Source organism: Streptomyces xingningensis, assembly GCF_054957865.1.
On sequence record NZ_JBDJPF010000004.1, the window covers coordinates 132,600 to 159,171 of the forward strand.

Genomic DNA, 26,572 nt, shown 5'->3' on the forward strand with positions numbered 1-26,572 from the left:
CCACCAGAAGGGCCGGCGCACACCCATGCACGTTTCGCATCTGTCGCTGGCCGACTTCCGCTCGTACGCCCGGGTCGAGGTTCCGCTCGACCCGGGCACCACGGCTTTTGTGGGCCCCAACGGCCAGGGCAAGACCAACCTCGTCGAGGCGGTCGGCTATCTGGCGACCCTCGGCAGCCACCGCGTCTCCTCCGACGCCCCCCTGGTGCGCCTCGGCGCCGACCGGGCGGTCGTCCGTGCCTCGGTCGTCCAGGACGAGCGGCAGCAGCTGGTCGAACTGGAGCTCAACCCGGGCCGGGCCAACCGGGCCCGGATCAACCGCTCCTCCCAGGTCAGACCCCGCGATGTGCTCGGCATCGTGCGCACCGTCCTGTTCGCCCCCGAGGACCTGGCGCTGGTCAAGGGCGACCCGTCGGAGCGCCGCCGCTTCCTCGACGAGCTGGTCACCGCCCGCTCCCCGCGCCTGGCGGGCGTGCGCTCCGACTACGAGCGCGTCCTCAAGCAGCGCAACACCCTGCTGAAGTCCGCCGCCATGGCCCGCCGCCATGGCGGGCGTTCCATGGACATGTCGACACTCGACATCTGGGACCAGCACCTGGCCCGGGCCGGTGCGGAGCTGCTGGCCCACCGGCTCGACCTGATCACCACCCTGCTGCCGCTGGCCGACAAGGCCCATGAGCGGCTGGCACCCGGTGGCGGCCCGGTCGCCTTCGACTACAAGGGCCCGCTGGGCACCGAGGACGCCGGCACCCGCGAGGAGCTCCACCAGGTGCTGATCACCGCCCTCGGCGAGGCCCGCAAACAGGAGCTCGAGCGCGGTGTGACGCTCGTCGGACCGCACCGCGACGACCTGGTGCTGCGGCTGGGCGAGCTGCCCGCCAAGGGATACGCGAGCCACGGCGAGTCCTGGTCGTACGCCCTGGCGCTGCGCCTGGCCTCGTATGAGTTGCTGCGCACGGAGGGCAATGAGCCGGTCCTGGTGCTCGACGACGTCTTCGCCGAGCTCGATGCCCGGCGAAGGGAGCGGCTGGCGGAGCTGGTGGCCCCCGGCGAGCAGGTGCTGGTGACGGCCGCGGTGCCGGAGGATGTGCCCGCAGTGCTGGCCGGCGCGCGGTACGCGGTGTCCCAGGGCGTGGTGGAGCGCGCATGACCGAGCAGCCGAAGCCCCCCGAGCCTTCCCCGGCCTCCGACCGGGAGCCGCCCACCGGCGTGGACCTCGCGCGCGTCGCGCTGCGCGCCGCCAAGGAGCAGGCGCGGGCGCGCGGCAACGCGGTGCAGCAGAAGAAGCAGGCCCGGCGCGGCGGTCTGCGGTCCGGCGCGCGGGCCGACGGCCGGGATCCGCTGCCGCTGGGCGCGGCCATCAACCGGCTGATCACCGAGCGCGGCTGGGAGACGCCCGCCGCGGTGGGCGGGGTGATGGGGCGCTGGCCGCAGCTGGTGGGCCAGGATGTGGCGCTGCACTGTGAGCCGCAGAGGTACGACGAGGACGCCCGGGTGCTGACGGTGCAGTGCGATTCGACGACCTGGGCAACCCAACTGCGGCTGCTTGCACCGACCTTGGTGGCCAGGCTCAACGAGGACCTGGGCCAGGGCACGGTGCGCCTGATCAAGGTGCTGGGGCCGGGCGGCCCCGGCCGTCGGTACGGATCGCTGCGTGCCCCGGGGAGCACCGGGCCGGGGGACACCTACGGGTGAGGCGGGCGGGACGGGCTGAGACTCCGCTCACGATTGCGGGTGGTTGACAGCCGGAAGCGCTGAGTGCCGCTGTGAGCCTCTTGAAGGCCCGGGCTGCATATAGGGAGTCGGCTGATGCCGGTTCAGGGCGGCACATGAGGACTCAGACACCGCCAAACCCCCATTCATGTCGGCGCTACCGGTAGACTGGTGGCAATCCGCCGCCTATCCGCGGAACCAAGTCGAACGACGCAGCCGCTCTCGCCTGCCCGCCTGGTCATCCACCCCGGGCCAGCCCCGTCGCAGGCAAGGGAAGGGCTGTGCTGTGCCAGAAAGGGCGCTTCGTGGCCGATTCCGGCAACCCCAACGAGAACACCACCCCTTCCCAGACGGCGGGCGCCGCATCCGGCGCCCCCGGCGGCGAGACGTCGTACGACGCCAGCGCGATCACCGTGCTGGAGGGCCTGGACGCGGTCCGCAAGCGGCCGGGCATGTACATCGGCTCCACCGGCGAGCGTGGTCTGCACCACCTCGTCCAAGAGGTGGTCGACAACTCCGTGGACGAGGCCCTGGCGGGCCATGCGGACACCATTGACGTGACGATCCTGCCGGACGGCGGGGTGCGCGTGGTGGACAACGGCCGCGGCATCCCGGTGGGCATCGTCCCCTCCGAGGGGAAGCCCGCCGTCGAGGTCGTGCTGACCGTGCTGCACGCGGGCGGCAAGTTCGGCGGCGGCGGCTATGCCGTCTCCGGTGGTCTGCACGGCGTCGGCGTCTCGGTGGTCAACGCGCTGTCGACGCGGGTGGCCGTCGAGGTCAGGACGGACGGCTTCCGCTGGACCCAGGACTACAAGCTGGGCGTTCCCACGGCGCCGCTGCAGAAGGGCGAGCCCACCGAGGAGACCGGTACCTCGGTCACCTTCTGGGCCGACGGGGACATCTTCGAGACCACCGAGTACTCCTTCGAGACGCTCTCCAGGCGCTTCCAGGAGATGGCCTTCCTCAACAAGGGCCTGACCATCGCGCTGACGGACGAGCGCCCGGACCATGTGGACGAGGAGGGCAAGGCCCTCGCCGTCCGCTACCACTACGAGGGCGGCATCTCGGACTTCGTCCGCTACCTCAACTCGCGCAAGGGCGAGCTGGTCCACCCCACGGTGATCGACTTCGAGGCCGAGGACAAGGAGCGGATGCTCTCCCTCGAGGTCGCGATGCAGTGGAACACCCAGTACAGCGAGGGGGTCTACTCCTTCGCCAACATCATCCACACCCATGAGGGCGGTACCCACGAGGAGGGCTTCCGCGCCGCGCTGACCTCGCTGATCAACAAGTACGCACGCGACAAGAAGCTGCTGCGCGAGAAGGACGACAACCTCACCGGTGACGACATCCGCGAGGGCCTGACCGCGATCATCTCGGTCAAGCTGAGCGAGCCGCAGTTCGAGGGCCAGACCAAGACCAAGCTGGGCAACACCGAGGCGAAGACCTTTGTGCAGAAGGCGGTCTACGAGCACCTCAACGACTGGCTGGACCGCAATCCCAACGAGGCCGCGGACATCATCCGCAAGAGCATCCAGGCGGCCACCGCGCGGGTGGCGGCCCGCAAGGCGCGGGACCTCACCCGCCGCAAGGGCCTGCTGGAGACGGCCTCGCTGCCGGGCAAGCTCAGCGACTGCCAGTCCAACGACCCCACCAAGTGCGAGATCTTCATCGTCGAGGGCGACTCCGCCGGCGGCTCGGCCAAGTCCGGCCGCAACCCGCAGTACCAGGCGATCCTCCCGATCCGCGGCAAGATCCTCAACGTCGAGAAGGCGCGCGTCGACAAGATCCTGCAGAACCAGGAGATCCAGGCGCTGATCTCGGCCTTCGGCACCGGGGTGCACGAGGACTTCGACATCTCCAAGCTCCGCTACCACAAGATCATTCTGATGGCGGACGCCGACGTCGACGGCCAGCACATCAACACCCTGCTGCTCACCTTCCTCTTCCGCTTTATGCGGCCGCTGGTCGAGGCCGGGCATGTGTATCTCTCCCGCCCCCCGCTCTACAAGATCAAGTGGGGCCGCGAGGACTTCGAGTACGCCTACTCGGACCGCGAGCGCGATGCGCTGATCCAGCTCGGCCGGGAGAACGGCAAGCGGGTCCGGGACGACTCGGTCCAGCGCTTCAAGGGCCTCGGCGAGATGAACGCCGAGGAGCTGCGCGTCACCACCATGGACATCGACCACCGGGTGCTGGGCCAGGTCACCCTGGACGACGCGGCACAGGCGGACGACCTGTTCTCGGTGCTCATGGGCGAGGACGTCGAGGCGCGGCGCTCCTTCATCCAGCGCAACGCCAAGGACGTCCGGTTCCTCGACATCTGAGTTCGGCCTGACCGACAGCCGCAGCTCGAAAGGACTTTGAACAGCAATGGCCGACGAGAATTCCACCCAAGAGGTGCCCGCGACCCCGGACGGCACCACCCCCGAGGGCCAGCCCGCCACCATCGAGGGCGTGGGCATGCGCGTCGAGCCCGTCGGGCTCGAGACCGAGATGCAGCGCTCGTACCTCGACTACGCGATGAGCGTGATCGTCTCGCGTGCGCTGCCCGATGTGCGCGACGGCCTCAAGCCGGTGCACCGCCGGGTGCTCTATGCGATGTACGACGGCGGCTACCGGCCCGAGAAGGGCTTCTACAAGTGCGCCCGCGTCGTCGGTGACGTCATGGGTACGTACCACCCGCACGGTGACGCCTCGATCTACGACGCCCTGGTCCGGCTGGCCCAGCCCTGGTCGATGCGCATGCCGCTGGTGGACTCCAACGGCAACTTCGGCTCCCCGGGCAACGACCCGGCGGCCGCCATGCGGTACACCGAATGCAAGATGGCGCCGCTGTCGATGGAGATGGTCCGGGACATCGACGAGGAGACCGTCGACTTCCAGGACAACTACGACGGCCGCAACCAGGAGCCGACGGTACTGCCGGCGCGCTTCCCCAACCTGCTGGTGAACGGCAGCGCCGGCATCGCGGTCGGCATGGCCACCAACATCCCGCCGCACAACCTGCGCGAGGTCGCCGAGGGCGCCCAGTGGTTCCTGGCCAACCCCCAGGCGGCCCCCGAGGAGCTGCTGGACGCGCTCGTCGAGCGGATCAAGGGCCCGGACTTCCCCACCGGTGCGCTGGTGGTGGGCCGCAAGGGCATCGAGGATGCGTACCGCACCGGGCGCGGCTCGATCACCATGCGCGCGGTGGTCGAGGTCGAGGAGATCCAGAACCGCCAGTGCCTGGTGGTCACCGAGCTGCCCTACCAGGTCAACCCGGACAACCTCGCGCAGAAGATCGCCGACCTGGTGAAGGACGGGAGGGTCGGCGGCATCGCCGACGTCCGCGACGAGACCTCCTCCCGCACCGGCCAGCGCCTGGTGATCGTCCTCAAGCGGGACGCGGTCGCCAAGGTCGTCCTCAACAACCTCTACAAGCACACCGATCTGCAGACCAACTTCGGCGCCAACATGCTGGCGCTGGTGGACGGCGTGCCGCGCACCCTGTCGCTGGACGCCTTCATCCGCAACTGGGTGATGCACCAGATCGAGGTCATCGTCCGGCGCACCCGCTTCCGGCTGCGCAAGGCCGAGGAGCGCGCCCACATCCTGCGCGGTCTGCTGAAGGCACTGGACGCCATCGACGAGGTCATCGCGCTGATCCGGCGCAGCGAGACCGTCGACATCGCCCGTGAGGGCCTGATGGGCCTGCTGCGGATCGACGAGATCCAGGCGAACGCGATCCTGGAGATGCAGCTGCGCCGGCTGGCGGCTCTCGAGCGGCAGAAGATCGTCGCCGAGCACGACGAGCTCCAGGCGAAGATCAACGAGTACAACGCGATCCTCGCCTCGCCGGAGCGCCAGCGCGGCATCGTCAGCGACGAACTGGCCGCGATCGTCGACAAGTTCGGCGAGGACCGGCGCTCCGCGCTGGTGCCCTTCGACGGTGACATGTCCATCGAGGACCTGATCGCCGAGGAGGACATCGTCGTCACCATCACCAACGGCGGTTACGTCAAGCGCACCAAGACCGAGGACTACCGCTCGCAGAAGCGCGGCGGCAAGGGCGTGCGGGGCACCAAGCTCAAGCAGGACGACATCGTCGACCACTTCTTCGTCTCGACGACGCACCACTGGCTGCTGTTCTTCACCAACAAGGGCCGGGTCTACCGGGCCAAGGCGTATGAGCTGCCGGACGCCGGCCGGGACGCGCGCGGTCAGCATGTGGCCAATCTGCTCGCCTTCCAGCCGGACGAGAAGATCGCCCAGATCCTCGCCGTCCGCGACTACGAGGCGGCGCCCTATCTGGTGCTCGCCACCAAGTCCGGCCTGGTGAAGAAGACTTCGCTCAAGGATTATGACTCGCCGCGGTCCGGCGGTGTCATCGCGATCAACCTCCGGGAGACGGAGGACGGCCGCGAGGACGAGTTGATCGGTGCCGAGCTGGTCTCGGCCGCCGACGACCTGCTGCTGATCAGCAAGAAGGCGCAGTCGATCCGGTTCACGGCCACGGACGAGTCGCTCCGCCCGATGGGGCGTGCCACCTCGGGCGTCAAGGGCATGAGCTTCCGCGAGGGTGACGAGCTGCTGTCGATGAACGTGGTCCGGCCGGGCACCTTCGTCTTCACCGCCACCGACGGCGGCTATGCCAAGCGGACGAACGTCGACGAGTACCGCGTCCAGGGCCGTGGCGGCCTCGGCATCAAGGCCGCCAAGATCGTGGAGGACCGGGGTTCGCTGGTCGGTGCGCTGGTGGTCGAGGAGAGCGATGAGATCCTCGCCATCACGCTCGGCGGCGGTGTCATCCGTACCCGGGTGGACGAGGTCAGGGAAACCGGCCGTGACACCATGGGCGTCCAACTGATCAACCTGGGCAAGCGGGATGCCGTCGTCGGCATCGCCCGCAATGCCGAGGCCGGCCGTGAGGCCGAAGAGGTCGAAGAGGCCGCGGAGGGCGCGTCGGCGGACGCGGCCGGGGCGGCCGAGGACACCGAGGAGTAAGTCGTGAGTCGAGCCACGGGCGCCGCGGCAAGCGGTACGGGTGCGGGGCGGCGGGATTCCGCGGGCGCCGCAACCGATTCGGTCGGCGCCCGTGGCCCCGGCGGGGACGGGGCAGACTCCCGGGACGGGGGCACCGGAACCGCGAGCAGGGGGAAGACCATGACGGACACCCGAGGTCCACAGCCTTACCACCCGCCGAAGGCGTACGACCCGCCGGCCGGGGCCGCGAAGGGCGGGGCCGGCAAGGGCGGGGGCAGGCCCAGGCAGGCCGCGGGGGCCACGCAGGCGGCTCCCGCGCGCCCGGCGCCCCCGGCGGCCGCCATGGGGCCGCGTACGCGCTCGGCACGGCTGCGGGTGGCCAGGGCCGACCCGTGGTCGGTGATGAAGGTCAGCTTTCTGCTGTCGCTGGCGCTGGGGATCTGCACCATCGTGGCGATGGCGGTGCTGTGGCTCGTGCTGGACGCCATGGGCGTCTTTGCGTCCGTGGGCGGCACCATCAGCGATGCGACCTCCGGCGAGGGCGGCGGCTTTGATCTGCAGTCGTTCCTGTCGCTGCCGCGGGTGCTCATGTTCACCACGGTCATCGCGGTGATCGAGGTGGTGCTCGCCACCGCGCTGGCGACGCTGGCGGCCTTTGTCTACAACCTCTCCGCCTCCTTTGTGGGCGGCGTGGAGCTGACGCTTGCGGAGGACGAGTAGCCCCGGCGGGCGATTTTGGGACTGGGCCCCAAGTGCGCTAATCTTTCGGTGCAGCGCGGGGCTATAGCTCAGACGGTTAGAGCGCTTCCCTGATAAGGAAGAGGCCACAGGTTCAAGTCCTGTTAGCCCCACTGGCGCGATCGGCTCGGGCGGAGATTTCTCCGCCCGAGCCGATCGGCTTTCTGCAACGGGAGTTGAGCGGTGGCCGGGGTCATGGCTTCGGCGGGTAAAGGTCCGGATACAGGTCACCGACCGGTATCGGGCGGTGTGTATCATCGGCCACCAGAGTCCCCTTACGTCAAGGAAAGACGAGGTCGCGCGGTGAAGAAGCTGCTCCTGGTCGCACTGGCCGCCATCGGCGGGCTCCTCGTGTACCGCCAGATCCAGGCGGATCGCGCCGAGCAGGATCTGTGGACGGAGGCGACCGACTCCGTGCCCGCAGGTTCGGGTGTGTGAGACAAAGAGCCCTGTGCCCGGGCCCCGGCCGCTTCGGCGGTCGGGGCCCGGTTTTTTACTAAAGCAAATGAATTGATTGCGAAGGTGAACCGGCGGGTCAGCGGTGAACCGCCGGTCAGCCGACGGCCAGCGCCCAGACCCCGGCCAGCAGGCAGACCAGCGCCACCACGACCACCGGGATCGCCAGCCGCGCGGGCGGCCCGGACCGGCCGGCCGGCGCGGGCACGGCGGCGGGCAGCGGCAACGTCACGGGCGTGGGCCGGGACAGGGTCCGGGACACCGGTTGGGAGCCGCTGTCCGGCGGGTACGCGGGCGGCGGCGGGACGGGCGGCGGCACCGTGCGGGCGGCCGGTTCGGGCCCGTTGCGACCGAACCCCGGCGGCAGCGGGCCGACCTGGTCGAAGACCTCGATGCGCTCCTCGTCCGCGGCGGGTTCCGGCAGCAGCTCCACGGCCGAGGCAAGGGCCTTCCGGACGCCCGTGGCGGTACGGAAGCGCACCTGCGGATCCGGCTGCAGCAGATTCGCGATGACGTCCCAGAGCGGACCGGGCACCTCTTCCGGCGCGTTCGGCACGCCCTGCTCGAGAAATCTCCGCACCAGGGCTTCGGCATCGGGTTTCCGGCCGGTGAGCAGATACAGCGCCACCAGGCCGACGGCGAAGAGATCCGCGGGGAAGTCCGGTTCCTCGCCCGCCATTTGCTCGGGCGCGAAGTAACCGGGCGTGCCCATAACATAGTTGCTCTCGGTGAGTCGTGGCTCGCCCTTGCGCATGGCCACTCCGAAATCGGAGAGACGCAAATGCGGACGCCCGGTTCCGGTCGCTTCCAAAAGGAGATTGGCGGGCTTGATGTCGCGGTGCACCACGCCCTCCAGATGCACCGCCGCCAGCCCGGCGAGCAGCTGGTCGAGGAGCACGCACACAAACCGCGGCGGCAACGGCCCGTAGTCCCCGATGAGATGGGCGACCGAACCGCCGCGCACCACGTCCATGGTGAACAGCACCTTGTCGTCGTCCGCCGCCCAGCTGAGCGGTGCCAGCACATGGGGGTGGTCGATGCGCAGCGCCTGTTCCCGGACGAACCTCAGCAGGGTGTGGGCGTCGCTCTGCCGGAGCACCTTCGCCGCCACATAGCGCCGCCGCCGATGGTCCCAGGCACGCCACACGGCCCCCGCGCCGCCGCGTCCGACCGGGTCGACGAGCTCGTACCGCCCGGCGAAGACCTCACCCATCGTGCCGCCTCGGCCTCACCCGGTGCCGTCAGTTCTGGTGCGCCTCATAGTGCGCGACGGCCTCGGCGGTCCGTCCCGCGCCGTACACCCGGAGGAACTCGGCCAGTTCGGGGTGGACCGGGGCGAGCGTCTCGGCGGCGTCGATGATGTCCCCGGCACCGGCCACCGAGCGCAGCAGCGACTGGATCTCCCGGACGACCCGCTTGACGGTCGGCGCGCCACTGCTGGCCGTGGTCTGGGTGGAGTTGAGGACGGAGCCGCCCGAACTCCGCTTGACCTCCTCCATCCGCTCGGCGGCCTCGGCGGCGCTGACGCTGCCGTCCGCGACCTGGCGGGAGAGCTCTTGCAGCGCCTGCACCCGCTGTACCACCGCGGGGTTGCCGATCTTCGCCCGCTGACCACTCATCAACTGCGAGAGCATGGGCGCCGACAGGCCGAGGACGGAGGCGAGACGGGCCTGGTTGAGGCCGAGGTCGTCGATGAGACGGCGGAAGAGCGCACCCAGCGGCTCCCCGTACCAGCTCCGCTGAAGCTCTCGTGCGCGGGCGGTGGCTTCCTGCTGTGCTGCGTCCATCTCGCTCTCCCCTTCGCTTCGCTGCCGCGAATCTTGCGCTGCATCCTACGGAGAGTGGTGGGTGCGGGCGATACCCGGTCGGGAACCGCTCCGACACCGGGTAATCTGTTGTGCGACGGGGCCTTAGCTCAGTTGGTAGAGCGCTGTCTTTGCATGGCAGATGTCAGGGGTTCGACTCCCCTAGGCTCCACTTGATCAGACCCCTCCGGCCTGCGGAAACGCTGGCCGGAGGGGTCTTTTCCGTGCTGCGGGGGGACCGGGGGCGTCCGCACGGCACACCGCCCCCGACCCGCGGGGACGCCGGTCGGGGGCGGTGCCGCGCCGGTCAGGGACGGTCGTCGTCCTCGGCGTCGGCCTGCTTGGCCTGGACCTCCGGGTCGAGGACCGTACGGCCCCCGTTGCCGTCGACGGAGGACAGCGGTGCCCGGTCGGCGACCTCGGTGGGCGCCGGGGGCTCGATCAGCCAGTCGGGGTTGGCCTGCTTGTCCCACCACTTCCAGGCGGCCACCGCACCGCCCACGACCACGGCGAGCACGGCGAGCCCCTTGGCCGCCCGGCCCGCGCGGCAGCGCCGCCGCTGCTTCTTCAGCACCTTCTCGACATCCGCCGCCGACACCTGGCCGCGCAGCGCGGCCAGGGCTACGGCGCCCCGGGAGAGCGCCTCGTCACGCACCGGCTCGGCGGCGGCGCGGGCCGCCGCGGCGGCCTGGCTGACCTTGGGAGGCAGGGTGCCGCGGGCGTGTTCGAGCCGGGGCTGAAGATGCGTGTCGTACTGCGAGCGGGCCTGGTGCGCGGCCTCGACGACCTTGGGCGCGAGTCGTACCCGGGCCTCGTGCGCATAGTGCACGGCGGTGTCCCTGGCCGTGCCGGCGTAGGGCGCCACCACTTCCGCGGCGTGGCGCACGCTGTCCTTGGCGGTGCAGGTCGCGGCGCGCACGCTGTCCTTGCGGGTCACGGGATCCTCCTCCTCGGTGGCGTATGGTTTGTCGCCTTTCCACCCAGTGGAAAATCATGCCTGCCGATGGGCGGTCCGGCATGTGCGGGCGGGCATCCGGGTCACAGGGGGCTTCGCTCGACAATGCCATGGTTCGCCGCCGCGCGCGGGGCTTTGGGCGTTACTCGCCCGACAGCCGTCCGTGCGAGGATCGGTTGCTGTCACTGCAGACTATGGAAGGTAGATCGTGGCCGAGCAGCTCTACGCCACCCTGAAGACCAACCAAGGGGACATCGAGATCCGGCTGCTGCCGGACCACGCCCCCACGACGGTCAAGAACTTCGTCGAGCTCGCGAAGGGCGAGCGTGAGTGGACCCACCCGGCGACGGGCAAGAAGTCCACCGACCGGCTGTACGACGGCACGGTCTTCCACCGTGTCATCAGCGGTTTTATGATCCAGGGCGGTGACCCCCTGGGCAACGGCACCGGCGGTCCCGGATACGAGTTCAAGGACGAGTTCCACCCGGACCTGGCCTTCAACAAGCCGTATCTGCTGGCCATGGCCAACGCCGGCCCGGGCACCAATGGCTCGCAGTTCTTCATCACCGTGTCCCCCACCGCGTGGCTGACCGGCAAGCACACCATCTTCGGCGAGGTCACCAGCGAGGCCGGCAAGAAGGTCGTGGACGCCATTGCCGGCACCAAGACCGCGCGCAACGACCGTCCCGTCCAGGACGTCGTCATCGACTCCGTGGTGATCGAGACCCGGTAGGGCGTATCGCACGCTTTCCGGGAACCCGGTGCCCCGCCCGTCCGTATGACGGGCGGGGCCGTGTGTTGCTGTCAGCCCGCGGCGTCGGCCCCGCGCACGCGGGGATGGGATCGGGGAAAGCATGAACGACCAGGCCGTTTGCTGCTATCGGCACCCGGATCGGGAGACCGGGATCCGCTGCACCCGCTGTGAGCGGCCGATCTGCCCCGACTGCATGGTCAGTGCCTCGGTCGGCTTCCAGTGCCCGGAGTGTGTGAGCGGTGGTCCCGGTGCGGGTCACGGCCGGCGGGATGCCGCGCCGCGCACGGTCGCCGGCGGCACCCGGGCCGCCGACCCCTATCTGGTGACCAAGATCCTGCTGGGGATCAATGTCGCGGTGTGGATCGCCGTGCTGGCGGTCGGCGACGATCTCGTCTTCGCGCTCGAGCTGTTCGGCAGGGCGCAGCAGCATGGCGGTGCCCCCCTGGAGGGCGTCGCCGAGGGCCAGTGGTACCGGCTGCTGACAGCGGCGTTCCTGCACCAGTCCCCGGCGCACATCGGCTTCAACATGCTCTCGCTCTGGTGGCTGGGCCCCTCGCTGGAGGCCGCCTTCGGGCGGGTCCGCTATCTGGCGCTCTATCTGCTGTCCGCCCTGGGCGGCAGTGCGCTGACCTACCTCATCGTCCCCGGGAACAGTGCTTCGCTGGGTGCTTCCGGCGCGATCTTCGGGCTGCTGGGTGCCACCGCCGTGGTGATGCGCCGGCTGAAGTACGACATGCGCCCGGTCGTCGCCCTGCTGGTGCTCAACCTGATCTTCACCTTCACCTGGCACAACATCGCCTGGCAGGCGCACATCGGCGGGCTGGTGGTGGGCGTGCTGGTGGCCTATGGGATGGTGCATGCGCCGCGCGCCAGGCGCACCCTGGTGCAGGGCCTCACCTGCGGGGCGGCGCTGCTGGCGATCGTCGCGGTGGTGGTCGTGCGGACGCTGCAGATCGGCTAGCCGGGGGGTGCGGGGCGTCTGTCACTCACACAGGTGGGTGCACAGGTTGTCCACAAGACCCACCGAATCGTGTGCGGACCCGGGAAGGAGGGGCAGGCGGCTGGCGTTTTCGCTGGAAGACGCCGGTGTGACCGGGCAGGGGCGCCGTTTACGATCAGTCACACCGGCGTCAACATCAAGGAAGTTATCCACAGATCTTCTGAGTTTTCCCCACTGTGGACGAAGGTGTGGATAACCCGGCTACTTCCACTGGGTGGAGACCACGAACCCCGCGGCGATGAATCCAAAGCCGATCACGATGTTCCAGTTGTGCAGCGAGGCGATCGGCATGTCGCTGCCCGTCACATAGAAGACCACGATCCAGGCCAGCCCGATCAGGAACATCGCCAGCATCAGCGGCGCCACCCAGCCCCGCCCACTGGTCAGCTTGATGCTCTGCTGCTTCACGGGCGGCGGGGTGAACTCGTCTTTCTTGCGGATCCGTGACTTCGGCACGAGGAACTCTCCTGTCGATGCGCTGCGTGACCGCGCTGGGAATACAAGGGCTGTCGGGCGTCCGTTAGCGTAGTGCTTCCGCGGAGTCGGAGAGGACAAGGGTACGTTGAGCAATTCCGCCGACACCACCAGCAGGCCTTCCCGGCGATTCCGCCCGGTACGGTTGTTGACCGCCGCCGTCTTCGCCCTCGCGGGCCTCATCTTCTGGATGAGTTTCAACACCGCCAAGGGCACCAACATCCGCACCGACGCCTCCATGCTGCGGCTGTCCGACCTCATCCAGGAGCGCAGCCGGGGCAATGGCGAGCTGGAGAGCAGTGCCGCCGCCCTGCGCTCCCAGGTCGACGCCCTCGCCCGGCGCGACACCGGAAACAACGCCGCCCGGGACAAGCGGCTCACCGAGCTGGCGCAGGCCGTGGGCACCCAGCAGCTCAGCGGTACCGGCCTGACCGTCACCCTCACCGACGCGCCGCCGAACGCCACCGCCAAGATCCCCGGCGTTCCCCAGCCGCAGCCCAATGACCTGGTCATCCACCAGCAGGATCTGCAGGCCGTGGTCAATGCCCTGTGGCAGGGCGGGGCCCGGGGGATCGAGGTGATGGACCAGCGGCTGATCTCCACCAGCGCGGTCCGCTGCGTCGGCAACACCCTGATCCTCCAGGGCCGCGTCTACTCTCCGCCCTACAAGGTGACGGCCGTCGGTGACCGCGGCGAACTGCGCAAGGCGCTGGACACCTCGCCCGCGGTGCGGAACTACCTCCAGTACGTGGCCGCGTACGGCCTCGGCTGGAAAGTCGACCAGCGCGACACGGTGACTCTCCCGGGTTACTCGGGCACAGTGGACCTCCACTACGCCAAGCCCGTGGAGTGACCCGGGAGGGGGCGGCTGCCGGTGAGGGTGCGCTCCGTCGTCCGCACACTCAGTGAACTCTGCGTCACCGTGGGGATGTTGACCGTCCTCTTTGTGGTGTACCTGCTGTACTGGACCGGGGTCCGGGCGGACCGGGCCATGGACAGCGAGATCGGCCGCCTCCAGGAGCAGTGGCAGGAGCAGCGGCAGCAGCAGCACCAGGAGGGCCGGGAAGGCCAGGTGGGCGAGCAAGGCCGAGAACGCCCGGAGCGCCGCCGGGAGCAGCGGTCCGCCGGACCGGCCGCCAGAGCCGGCCGGCCGGCCTCGCCCCAGCGCCCGTACCGGGCCGGTGCCCCCTTCGCGGTGATGTACATCCCCCGGCTGGGCGCCGGCTGGGCCAAGCCCGTCCTCCAGGGAACCGGCACCGAACTGCTGAAGAAGGGCCTGGGCCACTACGAACGGACCGCGCGCCTGGGCGAGGTGGGCAACTTCGCGGTCGCCGGGCACCGGCGCACCCATGGCGACCCCTTCAAGGACCTCCCCGGCCTGCGGCCCGGCGACGCCGTGCTGCTGACCGACGGGACCACCTGGTTCACCTACCGGGTGGATGCCAGGCCGTACCGGACCGTGCCCGACGACACCGGGGTCATCGACCCGGTCCCCGCGGGGTCCGGCTACCGCGGGCCCGGCCGCTATCTGACGCTCACCACCTGTGAACCGGAGTGGGGACACAGCCACCGGCTGATCGTCTGGGGACACCTCGACGCCACCCGGCCGGTGGATGAGGGCAGGCCCAACGCTTTGCCCGGCTGAGCCCCGCCGTACGGTGCCTCCCCTTAGGCTGGTGCTGCAATTCCCCAACGATCGGCAAGTAGGGACAGCATGTACGTCTGGATCTGGCGTCATCTGCCGGGCAACGCATGGGTGAGGGCGCTGATCTCGCTGGTACTCGTGCTGGCGGTCGTCTATGTGCTCTTCCAGTACGTCTTCCCGTGGGCGGAGCCGCTGCTGCCGTTCAACGATGTGACGGTGGACAACGGCAGTGCTCTCACCCATGGGGCGGTGACGCGATGAGCGCGCGCATTCTCGTCGTGGACAACTACGACAGCTTTGTCTTCAACCTCGTCCAGTACCTCTACCAGCTGGGCGCCGAGTGCGAGGTCCGCCGCAATGACGAGGTGGCACCGGGGCACGCCCAGGACGGCTTCGACGGAGTGCTGCTCTCGCCCGGCCCGGGCACGCCCGAACAGGCCGGTGTCTGCGTCGATATGGTGCGGCACTGCGCGGACACCGGAGTGCCGGTCTTCGGTGTGTGCCTGGGCATGCAGTCGATGGCGGTCGCCTACGGCGGGGTGGTGGGCCGGGCGCCCGAGCTGCTGCACGGCAAGACCTCGCTGGTGACGCACGAGGGCGCGGGCGTCTTCCAGGGCCTGCCGTCGCCGTTCACCGCCACCCGCTACCACTCGCTGGCGATCGACCGGGACAAGCACTGGCCGGACGAGCTGGAGATCACCGCCTGGACCGGCCCCTCCGATGCGAGGAGTGGCATCGCCATGGGCCTGCGGCACCGTGATCTGCCGGTCGAGGGCGTGCAGTTCCACCCCGAGTCGGTGCTCACCGAGTGGGGGCACCGGATGCTCGCCAACTGGCTGGTCGCCTGCGGTGACACGGGGGCGGTGGAACGGTCGGCCGGGCTTGCCCCGGTGGTGGGCAAGGCCGGAGAGTGACCGAGCTCCGTCCCGAGCAGGACTCCTGGGCACTGGTCTCCCAACCGCTGCCGCCCGAGGACCAGGCCACGATGCCGTTGCGCAGGGTGCAGCCCGCGCCGCCGGTGGCCGTCGGGGGGCGCGCCGAGCGGCGCAGGGCGGCGGAGCGGGCACGCCGGGCGCGCCGGGGCGGCCCGGCGGTGATCGCCAGCCGGCTGCTGGGCGAACTGTTCATCACGCTGGGCGTGGTGATGCTGCTGTTTGTCGCCTATCAGCTGTGGTGGACGAACATCATCGCGCACCGGCAGGCGGGCGGTGCGGCCAGCAACCTGCAGCACGCCTGGGACAAGGGCGGTGGCAGGGACCGTGACGCGGGGGCGTTCTCCCCGGGCGAGGGCTTCGCGATCATCTACATCCCCGCGTTGGACGTGAAGGCCCCGATTGCCGAGGGCGTCGGCAAGCACAAGGTGCTGGACCGGGGCATGGCCGGCCACTACTCCAGGGCACCGCTCAGGACCGCGATGCCCTGGGACAAGCAGGGCAACTTCGCGCTGGCCGGGCATCGCAACACCCATGGCGAACCGTTCCGCTATGTCAACCGGCTGAAGCCCGGTGACAAGATCGTGGTGGAGACCAAAAGCGCCTTCTACACCTATGAGATGACGAGCCGGCTGGACCAGACCGACCCCGCGAACGTCGGGGTCATCAAGCCGGTGCCCGAGGGTTCGGGCTTCACCCGGCCCGGCCGGTACATCACGCTGACGACCTGTACCCCGGAATTCACCAGTACGTACCGCATGATCGTGTGGGGCAAGATGGTGGACGAGCGGCCGCGGAGCAAGGGCAAGCCGGACGCGCTCGTCGAGTGACCGTACGGGACTGAAACGGGGTACGAACGCGGTGGCACCAACCGAGGGTGACGAGCCGCGGCGGCCGGGCCGCACGCGCGGGCGGATCGCCGCCACCGTCAGCGTCATCGGCGAACTGCTCATCACGGCAGGGGTGTTGATGGCGCTGTTCGTCGTCTACTCGCTGTGGTGGACGAACGTCCTCGCCGATCGCGAGGCCAAGCGGCAGGGCAACCACGTCCGGGACGGCTGGGCCAAGGGCCCGGGCGCGCTGGACACCAAGGACGGCATCGGCTTTCTGCATGTACCGGCGATGAACAACGGCGAGGTGCTGGTCAAGCCCGGCACCGGCGGCAAGGTGCTCAACGAGGGCGTCGCCGGGTTCTACCGCAAGCCGGTCAATGCCGCGATGCCCTGGGACAAGCAGGGCAACTTCACGCTGGCCGCGCACCGGGACGGGCATGGTGCCAAGTTCCACAACATCCACAAGATCAAGACCGGTGATCCGGTCGTCTTCGAGACGCGCGATGTCTGGTATGTCTACAAGGTCTTCAAGGAGTTGAAGGAGACCTCGCGGTTCGACGTCAGTGTGCTGGACCCCGTCCCCAAGGAGTCCGGGAAGACCGGGCCGGGCCGCTACCTCACCCTGACGACCTGCACCCCCGTCTACACCTCCGACTACCGCTATATCGTCTGGGCCGAGCTGGAGCGCACCGAGAAGGTGGATGCCAAGCGCACCCCGCCCGGGGAACTGCGCTGAAGACACGCATAAAGCCCGGCTCCCCCACGGGAGCCGGGCTTTGTGCATGGTGCGCCGGTCAGTTGCGGCGGCCGAAGATGCCGCCGAAGGAGCCACCGTCGTCACTGCCATTGCCGCCGCTGCGGCCGTTGTTGCCGTTGTTGTCTCCCGGGAGACCGCCGGGAATCGTGCTGATGCCGATGGGCGTGTTCCGGTCGACCTGGGTGCCGGCCGCCGGGTTGGTCATCATCACGGTGGCGTTGTCGTCCTGTGCGGGCCCGATGTTGCCGACCTTGAGCCCGGCGTCGGTCAGCGTCTTCTTGGCGTCCTTGAGCTTCTGGCCGATCACCGCGGGCACCGTGACCTTCTGGGGGCCCTTGGAGACATACAGCGTGACCGAAGTGCCCGGGCCGACCTGGGAGTTGCCCGCCGGGTCCTGCCGGGTGACCTGGCCCGCCGGCTGGTCGGAGTCCTCTTCCTGCTTGGACACCTTGAAGCCGAGGTCGGTGAGCTGCTTCTTGGCGCTCTTGTAGTCCTGCCCGGTGACATCCGGCAGCGCGGTCTTCCGCTGGGCGATGGCCACGGTGAGCGTGATCTTCGCGCCCTTGTCGGCCTTGCTGCCGCCCGCGGGGTCCTGGTCCATGACGGTGTCGGGGGCCGTCTCGGTGGACTCCTGGGTCTTCTTGGTGACCTGGAAGCCCTGGTCCTCGAGCGACGACCTGGCGTCGTCGTAGGGCTCGCCGCGGACATTGGGCACGTCGATCTTCGCGGGGCCGTCCGACACCACGACCTTGATCGTGCTGTTCTTCTTCACCTTGACCCCGGCCTTGGGGTCCTGCGTGCAGATCTTGCCCTTGTCCTGGTTGCAGTTGGTTGTCCCGCTCTGCTCCACCTTCAGCTCGACGTTGTCGCCGAGCTTCTTGGCGGAGGCCAGGGTCTCGCCGACCAGGGGCGGTGCCGAGACGTCGCCGCTGCCACCGTGCTCGGTGAGCGACTTGCCGATGAAGATCGCACCGACCAGCACCAGGATGCCCGCGATCACCAGCAGGACGGTCGAGAGCCTGCTCTTGCGGCCGTTCCCGCCGGAGCGGTGTCCGCCACCGCCGTCGTCGTAACCGCCGTAGCCCCCGCCGTCGCGCACCGGCGGCAGCATCGAGGTGTGGCCCGCGGCGTTGGGGTCGTGCGGCCGGAGCATGGCGGTCGGCTGGTCCTCGCCGCCGTAGCCCCCGCCGTAGCCGACGGAGCCCAGGGCCGCCGCGGCGGCCACCGGCCTGCCCTCCAGGGCCGCCTCGATGTCGGCGCGCATCTCATCGGCCGACTGGTAGCGGTAGTCCGGGTCCTTGACCAGCGCCTTGAGGACGATGGCGTCCATCTCGGGGGTGAGCTCGGGGTCGAAGACGCTCGGCGGGTTGGGCTCCTCCCGTACGTGCTGATAGGCGACGGCCACCGGGGAGTCGCCCACGAACGGGGGCCGCACGGTCAGCAGTTCATAGAGCAGACAGCCGGTGGAGTAGAGGTCGGAACGCGCGTCGACCTGCTCGCCCTTGGCCTGCTCGGGGGAGAGGTACTGGGCGGTGCCGATCACGGCCGCGGTCTGCGTCATGGTCATCCCGGCGTCACCCATGGCGCGGGCGATGCCGAAGTCCATGACCTTGACCTGGCCGGTGCGGGTCAGCATGACGTTGGCGGGCTTGATGTCGCGGTGCACGATCCCGGCGCGGTGGGAGTACTCCAGCGCCTGCAGGACGCCGATCGTCATCTCCAGCGAGCGCTCGGGCAGCAGCTTGCGCCCGGAGTGCAGCAGCTCGCGCAGGGTGGAGCCGTCCACGTACTCCATGACGATGTACGGGATCGAGACGCCGTCGACATAGTCCTCGCCGGTGTCGTAGACGGCGACGATCGACGGGTGGTTGAGCGAGGCCGCCGACTGGGCCTCACGGCGGAACCGGGCCTGGAAGGACGGGTCGCGGGCGAGGTCCACCCGCAGCGTCTTCACGGCGACGGTACGGCCGAGCCGGGTGTCATGGGCGAGGTAGACCTCGGCCATGCCACCGCGGCCGAGCACCGAGCCCAGCTCATACCGGCCGCCGAGGCGACGCGGCTCTTCCATAGCTCCAGCCCTTCCGTTTTCCCGACCGCACCGGCGTGGGTCCGGCGGTGTGCTGTTCGCGGATACGGTACCCGGCGTGCCGGGTGGCTTCCGGGCGTGACGGGTACCCGATACGCGACTGGTACCGCCCCGGCGTGGCCGGGGTCACTTCGAGGTCTTGAGCACCGCCTCCATGACGCTCCTGGCGATCGGGGCCGCGAGCTTGCCGCCCGCGATGTCGTTGCGGGCCGTCTTGGAGTCGTCCTCGACCACCACCGCGACGGCGACCGGCGAGCCGTCACCGGACTTCGCGTAGGAGACGAACCACGCATACGGGTTGCCGCTGTTGTCGACGCCGTGCTGGGCGGTGCCGGTCTTGCCGCCGACCTTGACGCCGTCGATCTTGGCCTCGGTTCCGGTGCCCTCGTTGACGACCGTCTCCATGGCGCTCTGCATCTGCTGCGCGTGCTCGGGGGTGAGCGGCTGGCTCAGCTGCTTGGGCTGGGTGGTCTCGATGACATTGAGGTTGGGGGCGCGCAGCTTGTCCACCATGTACGGCTGCATCAGCTTGCCGTTGTTGGCGATCGCGGAAGCGACCATGGCCATCTGGATCGGGGTGGCGCGGTTGGAGGCCTGGCCGATGCCCGCCATTGCGTTCTGCGGGCGGTTGTCCTTGGGGTAGACGCTCTGCGAGAGGCGGACGGGGGTGTCGATGGTCTTGTTGTTGAAGCCGAACTTGTTGGCCTCGTCGATCATCGTCCGGTTGCCGAGATCGGCGCTCATCTTGCCGAAGACGCTGTTGCAGGACCACTGCAGGGCGGCCCTTATCGACACGTTGTCGCAGGGCATGTCGGTCTCGTTCGGCAGCTTCATACCCGTGGTGTCCGGCAGGGTCCAGCCCTTCGGCGAGTCCGTCTTCTGGTCGACGTCCTTGTAGCGGCCGTTCTCCAGCGCCGCGGCGGCGGTGACGAGCTTGAAGGTGGAACCGGGCGGATAGGTCTCCCGCAGCGCCCGGTTCTTCATCGGCTCGTTCTTGTCCTTCAGCAGTTCCGCCCACGCCTTGTCGTCATTGGCACCGGCGATCTTCCCGGGGTCGTACGACGGCGTGGAAACGAGCGCGAGGATCTTGCCGGTGCGCGGGTCGAGGGCGGCGACCGCGCCCTTCTTGCCGCCCAGGCCCTTGAAGGCGGCCTCCTGCGCCTTGGCATTGAGGGTGGTGATCACGTCGCCGCCCTTCTTGCCCTTTCCGGTGATCATGTCGATCGTCCGGTTGAAGAACAGCCGGTCGTCGTCACCGGTCAGGACCTTGTCCTCCAGCTTCTCCAGCTGGCTGGAGTCGAAGACCTGCGAGCTGTAGCCGGTGACCGGCGCCCACATGGGGCCGTTCTTGTAGGTCCGCTTGTACTTGTAGTTGATGCCGTTGACTTCCTGCGACCCGGTGATGGCGTCACCGTCGACGATGATGTTGCCGCGTGGCTGGCTGTAACGGGCGATATCCACCCGGGTGTTGTGCTTGTTGTTCTTGAGCTCGTCGGCCTGGACGAACTGGAGCCAGTTGTCGCGGATCATCAGCGCGAGGACGAGGAGTCCACAGAAGATCGCGATCCGGCGCACGGGCTTGTTCACGGTCGGACCACCTGGGTCATCTCGGCGTCGGGGGAGGGGGTGGGGGCGGGGCGGCGCGCGGTGTCGCTGATTCTGATCAGGATGGCGATCAGCGCCCAGTTGGCGAGCACCGAGGAGCCGCCCTGCGCCATGAACGGCATGGTCATGCCGGTCAGCGGGATCAGGCCCATCACGCCGCCGGCGACGACGAAGACCTGGATGGCGAAGGCACCGGACAGGCCGATGGCGAGCAGCTTGCCGAATGGGTCGCGGGCGGCCAGTGCGGTCCGCACGCCGCGCTCCACCACCAGTGCGTAGACCAGCAGCAGCGCCATGACGCCGGCCAGGCCCAGCTCCTCGCCCACGGTGGCGAGGATGAAGTCGGAGTTGGCGGCGAAGCCGATGAGGTCGGAGTTGCCCTGGCCCCAGCCGGAGCCGGAGACCCCGCCGGAGCCGAAGGTCATCAGCGCCTTGGCGATCTGCTCGCCGGCCTGGGACTCGCCCCAGCCCGCGAAGGGGTCCAGCCAGGCGGTCACCCGGGCCTGCACATGCTGCTCAAAGGAGGCCACGCCCACCGCACCGGCCGCGGACATCAGCAGGCCGAAGACGATCCAGCTGGTGCGCTCGGTCGCGACATAGAGCATCACCACGAACATGCCGAAGAACAGCAGCGAGGTGCCCAGGTCGGTCTCGAAGACCAGGATGAGGATGCTCACCGCCCAGACCGCGAGGATCGGGCCCAGGTCCCGGCCGCGCGGCAGGTACAGGCCCATGACGCGGCGGCTGGCCAGGGCCAGGGCATCGCGCTTGACCATCAGATAGCCGGCGAAGAAGACCGCCAGGACGATCTTGGCGAACTCGCCGGGCTGGAGCGTCCCCAGCCCGGGGATGGTGATCCAGATGCGCGCGCCGTATACCGCCGGGAAGAACATCGGCGCGATCAGCAGGGCCAGCGAGACGGCCATCGAGATGTAGGTGTAGCGCTGCAGGATGCGGTGGTCCTTGAGCATCAGCAGCACCGCGACGAACAGTCCGATGCCGAGCGCCGAGAACAGCAGCTGGTTGGTGGCGGCGGGGGCGAAGTTCTTGGCCGCCTGCAGCCTCGGCGACTGGTCGAGCCGCCAGATGATGACCAGGCCGAGCCCGTTGAGCAGGGTGGCCAGCGGCAGCAGCAGCGGGTCGGCGTGCTTGGCGAACCGCCGCACCGCGAGATGGCCGGCTCCGGCCAGCAGCCCCAGGCCGATGCCATAGCCGAGCATGCCGGAGGGCATCCGGCCGTCGAGGGCGAGGCCCACATTGGCGTAGGCGAAGCAGGGGATGACAACCGCGAAGGCGAGCAGGACGAGCTCGGTGTTGCGCCTGCTCGGCTGGCCCACCGTGCTGATCGTCGTGGTGCCGGGCGTGGCGCCCGGCATGGGCGAGATGGCTGACATGCTTGGTGGCCCCTTACGGCTTTACGACGCGCTGCACTGCTCGCCCAGCTTCCGCTCGTCGTCGCTGAGGGTGGGGCCCGGGTTCGGTGCGGGAGTCATCTGGACGGCCTTCGAGGGGTCCTTGGCGGTGGCGGTGGGCTTGTTCTTCTTCTGGGCCTCCCGCTGCTGCCGCTCGGCCTTGTCCAGCTCCTCCTTCTTCTTGCAGATGCCGGCCAGGGCGCCGAGGGTCTGGACCTTCTTCAGGGCGTCGTCCCGGTTGCCGACCGCGATGGTGTCCTCGACCCGGCCGCGTTGGTCGACGGGGAGGTACTTGAGTTCGATCTCGGGGTGGTCCTGGTACAGCTTGCTCAGGCTGATCCAGGCGAGGTCCTGGTTGATGCCCTGGTAGAGGGCGACATGGTTGTTGTCCTTGGCGGCCACGAAGTACTGGGTCTGGGTCCACTGGTAGCCGCCGTAGAGCCCGCCGCCGAGGACACCGAGCACCACGGCGACGATCAGCGAGCGCTTGAGCCACTTGCCGCGCCGGGGGCGTGCGCCCTCCTCGGCGAAGTCGTACTCGTCCACGAAGGAGCCGAACGAGCCCTCCGGGGTGCCGCCTGCCGCCTCGCCGCCGCCGGGCGGGCCGAAGGCGCCGCCCGGCCCCTCCTGCGGGGTGCGCCCCAGCTCGGACGCACGGCCCGCCGGGGTCTGCATGGCACCGTTGTCGGCCGCCTGGAACTGGTTCTCGGCCACCGCCCCGACGACCACGGGGGTGTCGCTGAACTGCTCGGCGAGGGTGTCCCCGCCGTCCACGTCGAGGACGTCGGCGATGATGACGGTGACATTGTCGGGGCCGCCGCCGCGCAGGGCCAGCTGGATCAGCTCCTGCACGGTCTCGTGCGGGCCCTGGTAGCTGGCGAGGGTCTCCTCCATCGTCTGATGGCTGACCACCCCGGAGAGGCCGTCCGAGCAGATCAGATAGCGGTCCCCGGCACGCACCTCGCGGATCGACAGGTCGGGCTCCACATGGTCGCCGCTGCCCAGGGCGCGCATCAGCAGCGAGCGCTGCGGGTGGGTGGTGGCCTCTTCCTCGGTGATCCGGCCCTCGTCCACCAGCCGCTGCACCCAGGTGTGGTCCTGGGTGATCTGGGTGAGGACGCCGTCGCGCAGCAGATAGGCGCGGGAGTCGCCGACGTGCACCAGGCCGAGCCGCTGGCCCGTCCACAGCAGGGCGGTCAGGGTGGTGCCCATGCCCTCGAGCTGGGGGTCCTCCTCGACCATGACGCGCAGCTGTTCATTGGCGCGGTGGACGGCGGTGCCGAGGGAGGTGAGGAGGTCGGAGCCCGGGACGTCGTCGTCCAGCGACACCAGGGCGGAGATCACCTCGGAGCTGGCGACCTCGCCCGCGGCCTGGCCGCCCATGCCGTCGGCGATGGCCAGCAGCCGGGGGCCGGCGTAACCGGAGTCCTCGTTGCCCTCCCGGATCATGCCCTTGTGGGATCCGGCGGCGAAACGCAGTGACAGACTCATGCGCACCTCGCCAGTCGGCTCCGGGTACCGCCCCTTGCCCACCTCGATGCCCACCCTCCGGTCGTCATGGTCCTACTACTTCCGCAGCTCGATGACGGTTTTGCCGATCCGGATCGGTGAGCCGAGCGGGATCGGGGTCGGGGTGGTCAGCCGGGTCCGGTCGAGATAGGTGCCATTGGTCGAACTCAGGTCTTCGACGATCCACTGGCCGTCGCGGTCCGGATAGATCCTGGCATGCCTGCTGGACGCGTAGTCGTCATCCAGCACGATCGTGGAGTCATGGGCGCGGCCCAGGGTGATGGTCTGCCCCTGCAGGGCCACGGTGGTGCCGGTCAGGGTGCCCTCGGAGACCACCAGCTTGGTGGGTGCGCCGCGCCGCCCGCGGCCCTCCCGGCCGCGGTCGCCGCGTCGCCCGCCGGTCTGCTGCTGGCGCTGCGGCGGGGGGGTGGCCTGCTGCTGGCGCTGGGTCTGCCGCTCGGCGCCGCCGCGGCGCGAGCCGCGCGCGGTCACCCGGGTGCCGAACAGGTCACTGCGGATGACCTGTACGGCCACGATGACGAACAGCCACAGTACGGCGAGGAACCCCAACCGCATGACCGTGAGGGTCAGCTCTGACATGTGCCCCGCTTCACCCTTCGGCTTGCCGGTAAACGATGGTGGTGCTGCCCACGACGATGCGCGAGCCGTCGCGGAGCGTAGCGCGGGTCGTGTGCTGCCCGTCCACGACAATGCCGTTGGTCGATCCCAGGTCCTGGATCGTCGCGGGAGTGCCGACCCGGATCTCGCAGTGCTTGCGGGAGACGCCGGGGTCGTCGATCCGTACGTCCGCCTCGGTGCTGCGGCCCAGCACCAGGGTGGGCCGGGAGATCTGGTGGCGGGTGCCGTTGATCTCGATCCAGCGGCGGGTGGTGGCTCCGGCTCCCGGGCCGCCCGTGCGGGGCAGGGGGCGGCCCGCGCCGGTCGGCGGGGACGAGGGCATGGGCGGCGCCCCGGCGGGCTGCGCCGCATAGCCGGCGCCATGGGTGACCGCGCTGCTGGTGTGGCGGGGTGCGGGCGGGTGTTGTCCGTGTTGACCGTGTTGTCCGTGCGATTCTTGGGACTCGCTGGAGGCGAGGGTGCGGCTGCGCACCCGGTACAGGCCGGTGTCGAGGTCGTCCGCCTTCTCCAGATGGACCTTGATCGTCCCCATGAAGGTGTACCGCTGCTGCTGGGCGTAGTCGCGGACCATGCCGGACAGCTCGTCGCCGAGCTGTCCGGAATACGGGCTGAGCCGCTCGAAGTCCGGGCCGCTCAGTTCGACGATGAAGTCGTTGGGAACGACCGTGCGGTCGCGGTTCCAGATGGTGGCGTTGTTGTCGCACTCCCGCTGGAGTGCGCCCGCGATCTCGACAGGCTGCACCTCGGACTTGAACACCTTGGCAAAGGTGCCGTTCACGAGACCCTCGAGTCGCTGCTCGAAGCGCTTCAGTACTCCCACGGGGCACCTCCTTCCCTCGGTGACGCCTGTGATGCTCGGTGCCGTTCCTGATACTGCTTACTGATCGTATCCACGCCTCGGGAAAACGGCTGGTTCCCCTTCGGCGCCAGGAGTGACGAGTGTCGCCCTCGGGCCGTTCCCGCGCTTCTCCCCTAGGGATCGTAGAGGCGGCCATGAGCCAGTGTCCCGCAACCGGCAGGGTCCCCGTCGGCCGCGGGCCACCGTAAACGGGTGTGAGGGCACCCTTCGGAGCGTGCTAGTGTTCTGGATGTCGGAAGGCGGTCACACCGCGAGCCGGACCGAAAGGACCGGGGAGCGCGGCAGCCGGAAGGCAACACCCAATGCGCGGGTGGCGGAATAGGCAGACGCGCTGGATTCAGGTTCCAGTGCCCGCAAGGGCGTGGGGGTTCAACTCCCCCCTCGCGCACCATGGAGCAGCGACGAAACGGTCGTCACCGTGATCACGGTGACGACCGTTTTGCTGTGTTGTGGGCTTGCCGGACTGTTCGCGAAGTCACCGTCCACGCCGGGCCGCCGTCCTCGGGCCGACCCTCGGGCTCGCGCCCCGGCTCGTCCGGTACCTCGCCGGCGGCTAACCGCGCACATGCAGGCCGAAACCCTTGCGGCCCGGCACTTCCAGGCCCTCCTTCAACTGCAGTGACGGGATCTCGTAGTCACCGAAGTTCTGGCGCCGGAACGCGATCGGCTCGGTCGTCTCCAGCGACAGCAGCCGCTCCTGCCACGCCTTCGCGGCGTCCTCGAAGTCGCCGCCGGTGAGCTTGTCGGCGCCGTACAGCACGAACGGCGGCAGCACCTCGATGCCCGGGTAGTAGAGGATGCCGTGGTGTATCGGGAACAGCAGATCGTCGATGGGGCCGTTGATCCCGCGAGCGGCGTAATGCGGCTCCGGGCCGCCGGCGGTCACCGACAGCAGGGCCCGCTTGCCCGCGAGGGTGCCTTCGCCGAAGCGCTCGCCGTACTTGGTATCGCTGTGCTCGCCGACGCCGTACGCGAAGCGGTAGGTGAACACCCGGTCCACCCAGCCCTTGAGGATCGCGGGCATCGTGTACCACCACAGCGGGAACTGGAAGATGATCGTGTCGGCCCACAGCAGCTTCTCCTGCTCGGCGAGGACGTCCGGGGTGAGCGTCCCGGCGTTGAAGGCCCGGCCCGAGTCCCGGGCGACCTTCAGCGGGCTTGAGGCGTGGGGGCCGTAGTCCGCGGCGTCCACGACCGCCTTCCAGTTCATCGCGTACAGATCGCTCACCCGTACCTCGTGCCCGGCAGTCTCCAATGTGGACACCGCGAGGTCCTTCAGCGAGCTGTTGAGCGACTTCGGCTCCGGGTGGGCGTGGACGATCAGCGTCTTCATGGGAACTCCTTCGGATCGGGTGCTTTCGATCCTGGACGCTGCGGCGCTCGGCGTTCAGGGGCGCCGCTTCCGTCGGACGGGACTTCCTGGTATTGGCAGGGC

The 26,572-nt window shown here is 69.3% G+C and carries 24 protein-coding genes, 3 tRNA genes and 1 pseudogene; 17 read left to right on the forward strand and 11 right to left on the reverse strand.

Annotated elements, in window-relative coordinates:
• Positions 1-25: 25 nt before the first annotated feature.
• From recF to ABCR83_RS03780, 7 genes are all read left to right on the forward strand, one after another.
• Entirely contained in the window at positions 26-1,150 is a 1,125-nt protein-coding gene (gene recF / locus ABCR83_RS03750) for a DNA replication/repair protein RecF (RefSeq protein WP_462693304.1), read from the forward strand.
• Positions 1,147-1,695, forward strand: coding sequence for a DciA family protein (locus ABCR83_RS03755; RefSeq protein ID WP_462693306.1), 549 nt, complete (start codon positions 1,147-1,149; stop codon positions 1,693-1,695). The genes recF and ABCR83_RS03755 overlap by 4 nt, the downstream gene beginning before the upstream one ends.
• Positions 1,696-1,994: 299 nt before the next feature.
• Positions 1,995-4,040 (forward strand): DNA topoisomerase (ATP-hydrolyzing) subunit B, encoded by a 2,046-nt coding sequence (gyrB, locus tag ABCR83_RS03760; protein WP_462693308.1) that lies wholly within the window; start codon positions 1,995-1,997, stop codon positions 4,038-4,040.
• Positions 4,041-4,086: 46 nt separating this feature from the next.
• Positions 4,087-6,699, forward strand: a complete 2,613-nt coding sequence (gene gyrA / locus ABCR83_RS03765) for a DNA gyrase subunit A (RefSeq protein WP_462693310.1) — start codon at positions 4,087-4,089, stop codon at positions 6,697-6,699.
• Positions 6,700-6,702: 3 nt separating this feature from the next.
• Positions 6,703-7,398: a DUF3566 domain-containing protein gene (locus ABCR83_RS03770; RefSeq protein WP_462693312.1), complete on the forward strand. Its 696-nt coding sequence runs from the start codon at positions 6,703-6,705 to the stop codon at positions 7,396-7,398.
• 57 nt (positions 7,399-7,455) lie between these two features.
• Positions 7,456-7,529: transfer RNA gene (locus ABCR83_RS03775), tRNA-Ile, on the forward strand.
• 190 nt (positions 7,530-7,719) lie between these two features.
• Positions 7,720-7,854, forward strand: coding sequence for a DLW-39 family protein (locus tag ABCR83_RS03780; RefSeq protein WP_003958712.1), 135 nt, complete (start codon positions 7,720-7,722; stop codon positions 7,852-7,854).
• A 115-nt stretch (positions 7,855-7,969) separates the two neighbouring features.
• Here the strand turns inward: ABCR83_RS03780 and ABCR83_RS03785 are convergent, their stop codons facing one another.
• Positions 7,970-9,085 carry a serine/threonine-protein kinase gene (locus ABCR83_RS03785; protein ID WP_462693314.1) on the reverse strand — a complete coding sequence of 372 codons (1,116 nt, stop codon included), beginning with the start codon at positions 9,083-9,085 and terminating at the stop codon, positions 7,970-7,972.
• A 28-nt stretch (positions 9,086-9,113) separates the two neighbouring features.
• Positions 9,114-9,659: a helix-turn-helix domain-containing protein gene (locus tag ABCR83_RS03790; protein WP_462693316.1), complete on the reverse strand. Its 546-nt coding sequence runs from the start codon at positions 9,657-9,659 to the stop codon at positions 9,114-9,116.
• A 117-nt stretch (positions 9,660-9,776) separates the two neighbouring features.
• On the opposite strand from ABCR83_RS03790, the gene ABCR83_RS03795 reads away from it, so the two are divergent.
• Positions 9,777-9,849: transfer RNA gene (locus ABCR83_RS03795), tRNA-Ala, on the forward strand.
• A 135-nt stretch (positions 9,850-9,984) separates the two neighbouring features.
• On the opposite strand, the gene ABCR83_RS03800 is transcribed toward ABCR83_RS03795, so the two are convergent.
• Positions 9,985-10,614, reverse strand: coding sequence for a DUF5324 family protein (locus tag ABCR83_RS03800; protein ID WP_462693318.1), 630 nt, complete (start codon positions 10,612-10,614; stop codon positions 9,985-9,987).
• 226 nt (positions 10,615-10,840) lie between these two features.
• On the opposite strand from ABCR83_RS03800, the gene ABCR83_RS03805 reads away from it, so the two are divergent.
• Positions 10,841-11,365, forward strand: a complete 525-nt coding sequence (locus tag ABCR83_RS03805; RefSeq protein WP_462693320.1) for a peptidylprolyl isomerase — start codon at positions 10,841-10,843, stop codon at positions 11,363-11,365.
• A gap of 121 nt (positions 11,366-11,486) precedes the next feature.
• A complete protein-coding gene (locus tag ABCR83_RS03810; RefSeq protein WP_462693322.1) occupies positions 11,487-12,347 on the forward strand; it encodes a rhomboid family intramembrane serine protease in 861 nt (286 codons plus the stop codon).
• 240 nt (positions 12,348-12,587) lie between these two features.
• On the opposite strand, the gene crgA is transcribed toward ABCR83_RS03810, so the two are convergent.
• Entirely contained in the window at positions 12,588-12,842 is a 255-nt protein-coding gene (gene crgA, locus ABCR83_RS03815; RefSeq protein ID WP_462693323.1) for a cell division protein CrgA, read from the reverse strand.
• 106 nt (positions 12,843-12,948) lie between these two features.
• Here crgA and ABCR83_RS03820 point away from each other — a divergent pair, with 106 nt between their 5' ends.
• From ABCR83_RS03820 to ABCR83_RS03845, 6 genes and pseudogenes are all read left to right on the forward strand, one after another.
• Positions 12,949-13,713, forward strand: a complete 765-nt coding sequence (locus ABCR83_RS03820; RefSeq protein ID WP_462693324.1) for a DUF881 domain-containing protein — start codon at positions 12,949-12,951, stop codon at positions 13,711-13,713.
• A gap of 75 nt (positions 13,714-13,788) precedes the next feature.
• Entirely contained in the window at positions 13,789-14,505 is a 717-nt protein-coding gene (locus tag ABCR83_RS03825; RefSeq protein ID WP_462693370.1) for a class E sortase, read from the forward strand.
• Between the two features lie 69 nt (positions 14,506-14,574).
• Positions 14,575-14,766, forward strand: coding sequence for a hypothetical protein (locus tag ABCR83_RS03830; protein ID WP_462693325.1), 192 nt, complete (start codon positions 14,575-14,577; stop codon positions 14,764-14,766).
• A complete protein-coding gene (locus tag ABCR83_RS03835; protein ID WP_462693326.1) occupies positions 14,763-15,419 on the forward strand; it encodes an aminodeoxychorismate/anthranilate synthase component II in 657 nt (218 codons plus the stop codon). Before ABCR83_RS03830 ends, ABCR83_RS03835 begins: the two co-directional genes overlap by 4 nt.
• A pseudogene (locus ABCR83_RS03840) lies at positions 15,401-16,267 on the forward strand (class E sortase); the annotation flags it as partial. The gene ABCR83_RS03835 and the pseudogene ABCR83_RS03840, both read left to right, overlap by 19 nt.
• A gap of 31 nt (positions 16,268-16,298) precedes the next feature.
• The gene (locus ABCR83_RS03845) at positions 16,299-17,006 is read left to right on the forward strand and encodes a class E sortase (protein ID WP_462693327.1); all 708 of its coding nucleotides are present in this window, start codon (positions 16,299-16,301) and stop codon (positions 17,004-17,006) included.
• A 58-nt stretch (positions 17,007-17,064) separates the two neighbouring features.
• On the opposite strand, the gene pknB is transcribed toward ABCR83_RS03845, so the two are convergent.
• From pknB to ABCR83_RS03875, 6 genes are all read right to left on the reverse strand, one after another.
• The gene (gene pknB / locus ABCR83_RS03850; RefSeq protein ID WP_462693328.1) at positions 17,065-19,095 is read right to left on the reverse strand and encodes a Stk1 family PASTA domain-containing Ser/Thr kinase; all 2,031 of its coding nucleotides are present in this window, start codon (positions 19,093-19,095) and stop codon (positions 17,065-17,067) included.
• A 144-nt stretch (positions 19,096-19,239) separates the two neighbouring features.
• Positions 19,240-20,700, reverse strand: coding sequence for a peptidoglycan D,D-transpeptidase FtsI family protein (locus ABCR83_RS03855; protein ID WP_462693329.1), 1,461 nt, complete (start codon positions 20,698-20,700; stop codon positions 19,240-19,242).
• Positions 20,697-22,112 carry an FtsW/RodA/SpoVE family cell cycle protein gene (locus ABCR83_RS03860; RefSeq protein WP_462693330.1) on the reverse strand — a complete coding sequence of 472 codons (1,416 nt, stop codon included), beginning with the start codon at positions 22,110-22,112 and terminating at the stop codon, positions 20,697-20,699. The genes ABCR83_RS03855 and ABCR83_RS03860 overlap by 4 nt, the downstream gene beginning before the upstream one ends.
• A 21-nt stretch (positions 22,113-22,133) precedes the next feature.
• The gene (locus ABCR83_RS03865) at positions 22,134-23,621 is read right to left on the reverse strand and encodes a PP2C family protein-serine/threonine phosphatase (RefSeq protein WP_462693331.1); all 1,488 of its coding nucleotides are present in this window, start codon (positions 23,619-23,621) and stop codon (positions 22,134-22,136) included.
• A 75-nt stretch (positions 23,622-23,696) separates the two neighbouring features.
• Positions 23,697-24,239 (reverse strand): FHA domain-containing protein FhaB/FipA, encoded by a 543-nt coding sequence (locus ABCR83_RS03870; protein ID WP_462693332.1) that lies wholly within the window; start codon positions 24,237-24,239, stop codon positions 23,697-23,699.
• 10 nt (positions 24,240-24,249) lie between these two features.
• Positions 24,250-25,098 (reverse strand): FhaA domain-containing protein, encoded by an 849-nt coding sequence (locus tag ABCR83_RS03875; RefSeq protein ID WP_462693333.1) that lies wholly within the window; start codon positions 25,096-25,098, stop codon positions 24,250-24,252.
• Positions 25,099-25,441: 343 nt separating this feature from the next.
• Between ABCR83_RS03875 and ABCR83_RS03880 the strand changes: the two genes are divergently transcribed.
• Positions 25,442-25,528, forward strand: a tRNA-Leu gene (locus ABCR83_RS03880).
• Positions 25,529-25,690: 162 nt separating this feature from the next.
• Here ABCR83_RS03880 and ABCR83_RS03885 read toward each other — a convergent pair.
• Positions 25,691-26,470 (reverse strand): NAD(P)H-dependent oxidoreductase, encoded by a 780-nt coding sequence (locus tag ABCR83_RS03885; RefSeq protein WP_462693334.1) that lies wholly within the window; start codon positions 26,468-26,470, stop codon positions 25,691-25,693.
• Between the last annotated feature and the right edge of the window lie 102 nt (positions 26,471-26,572).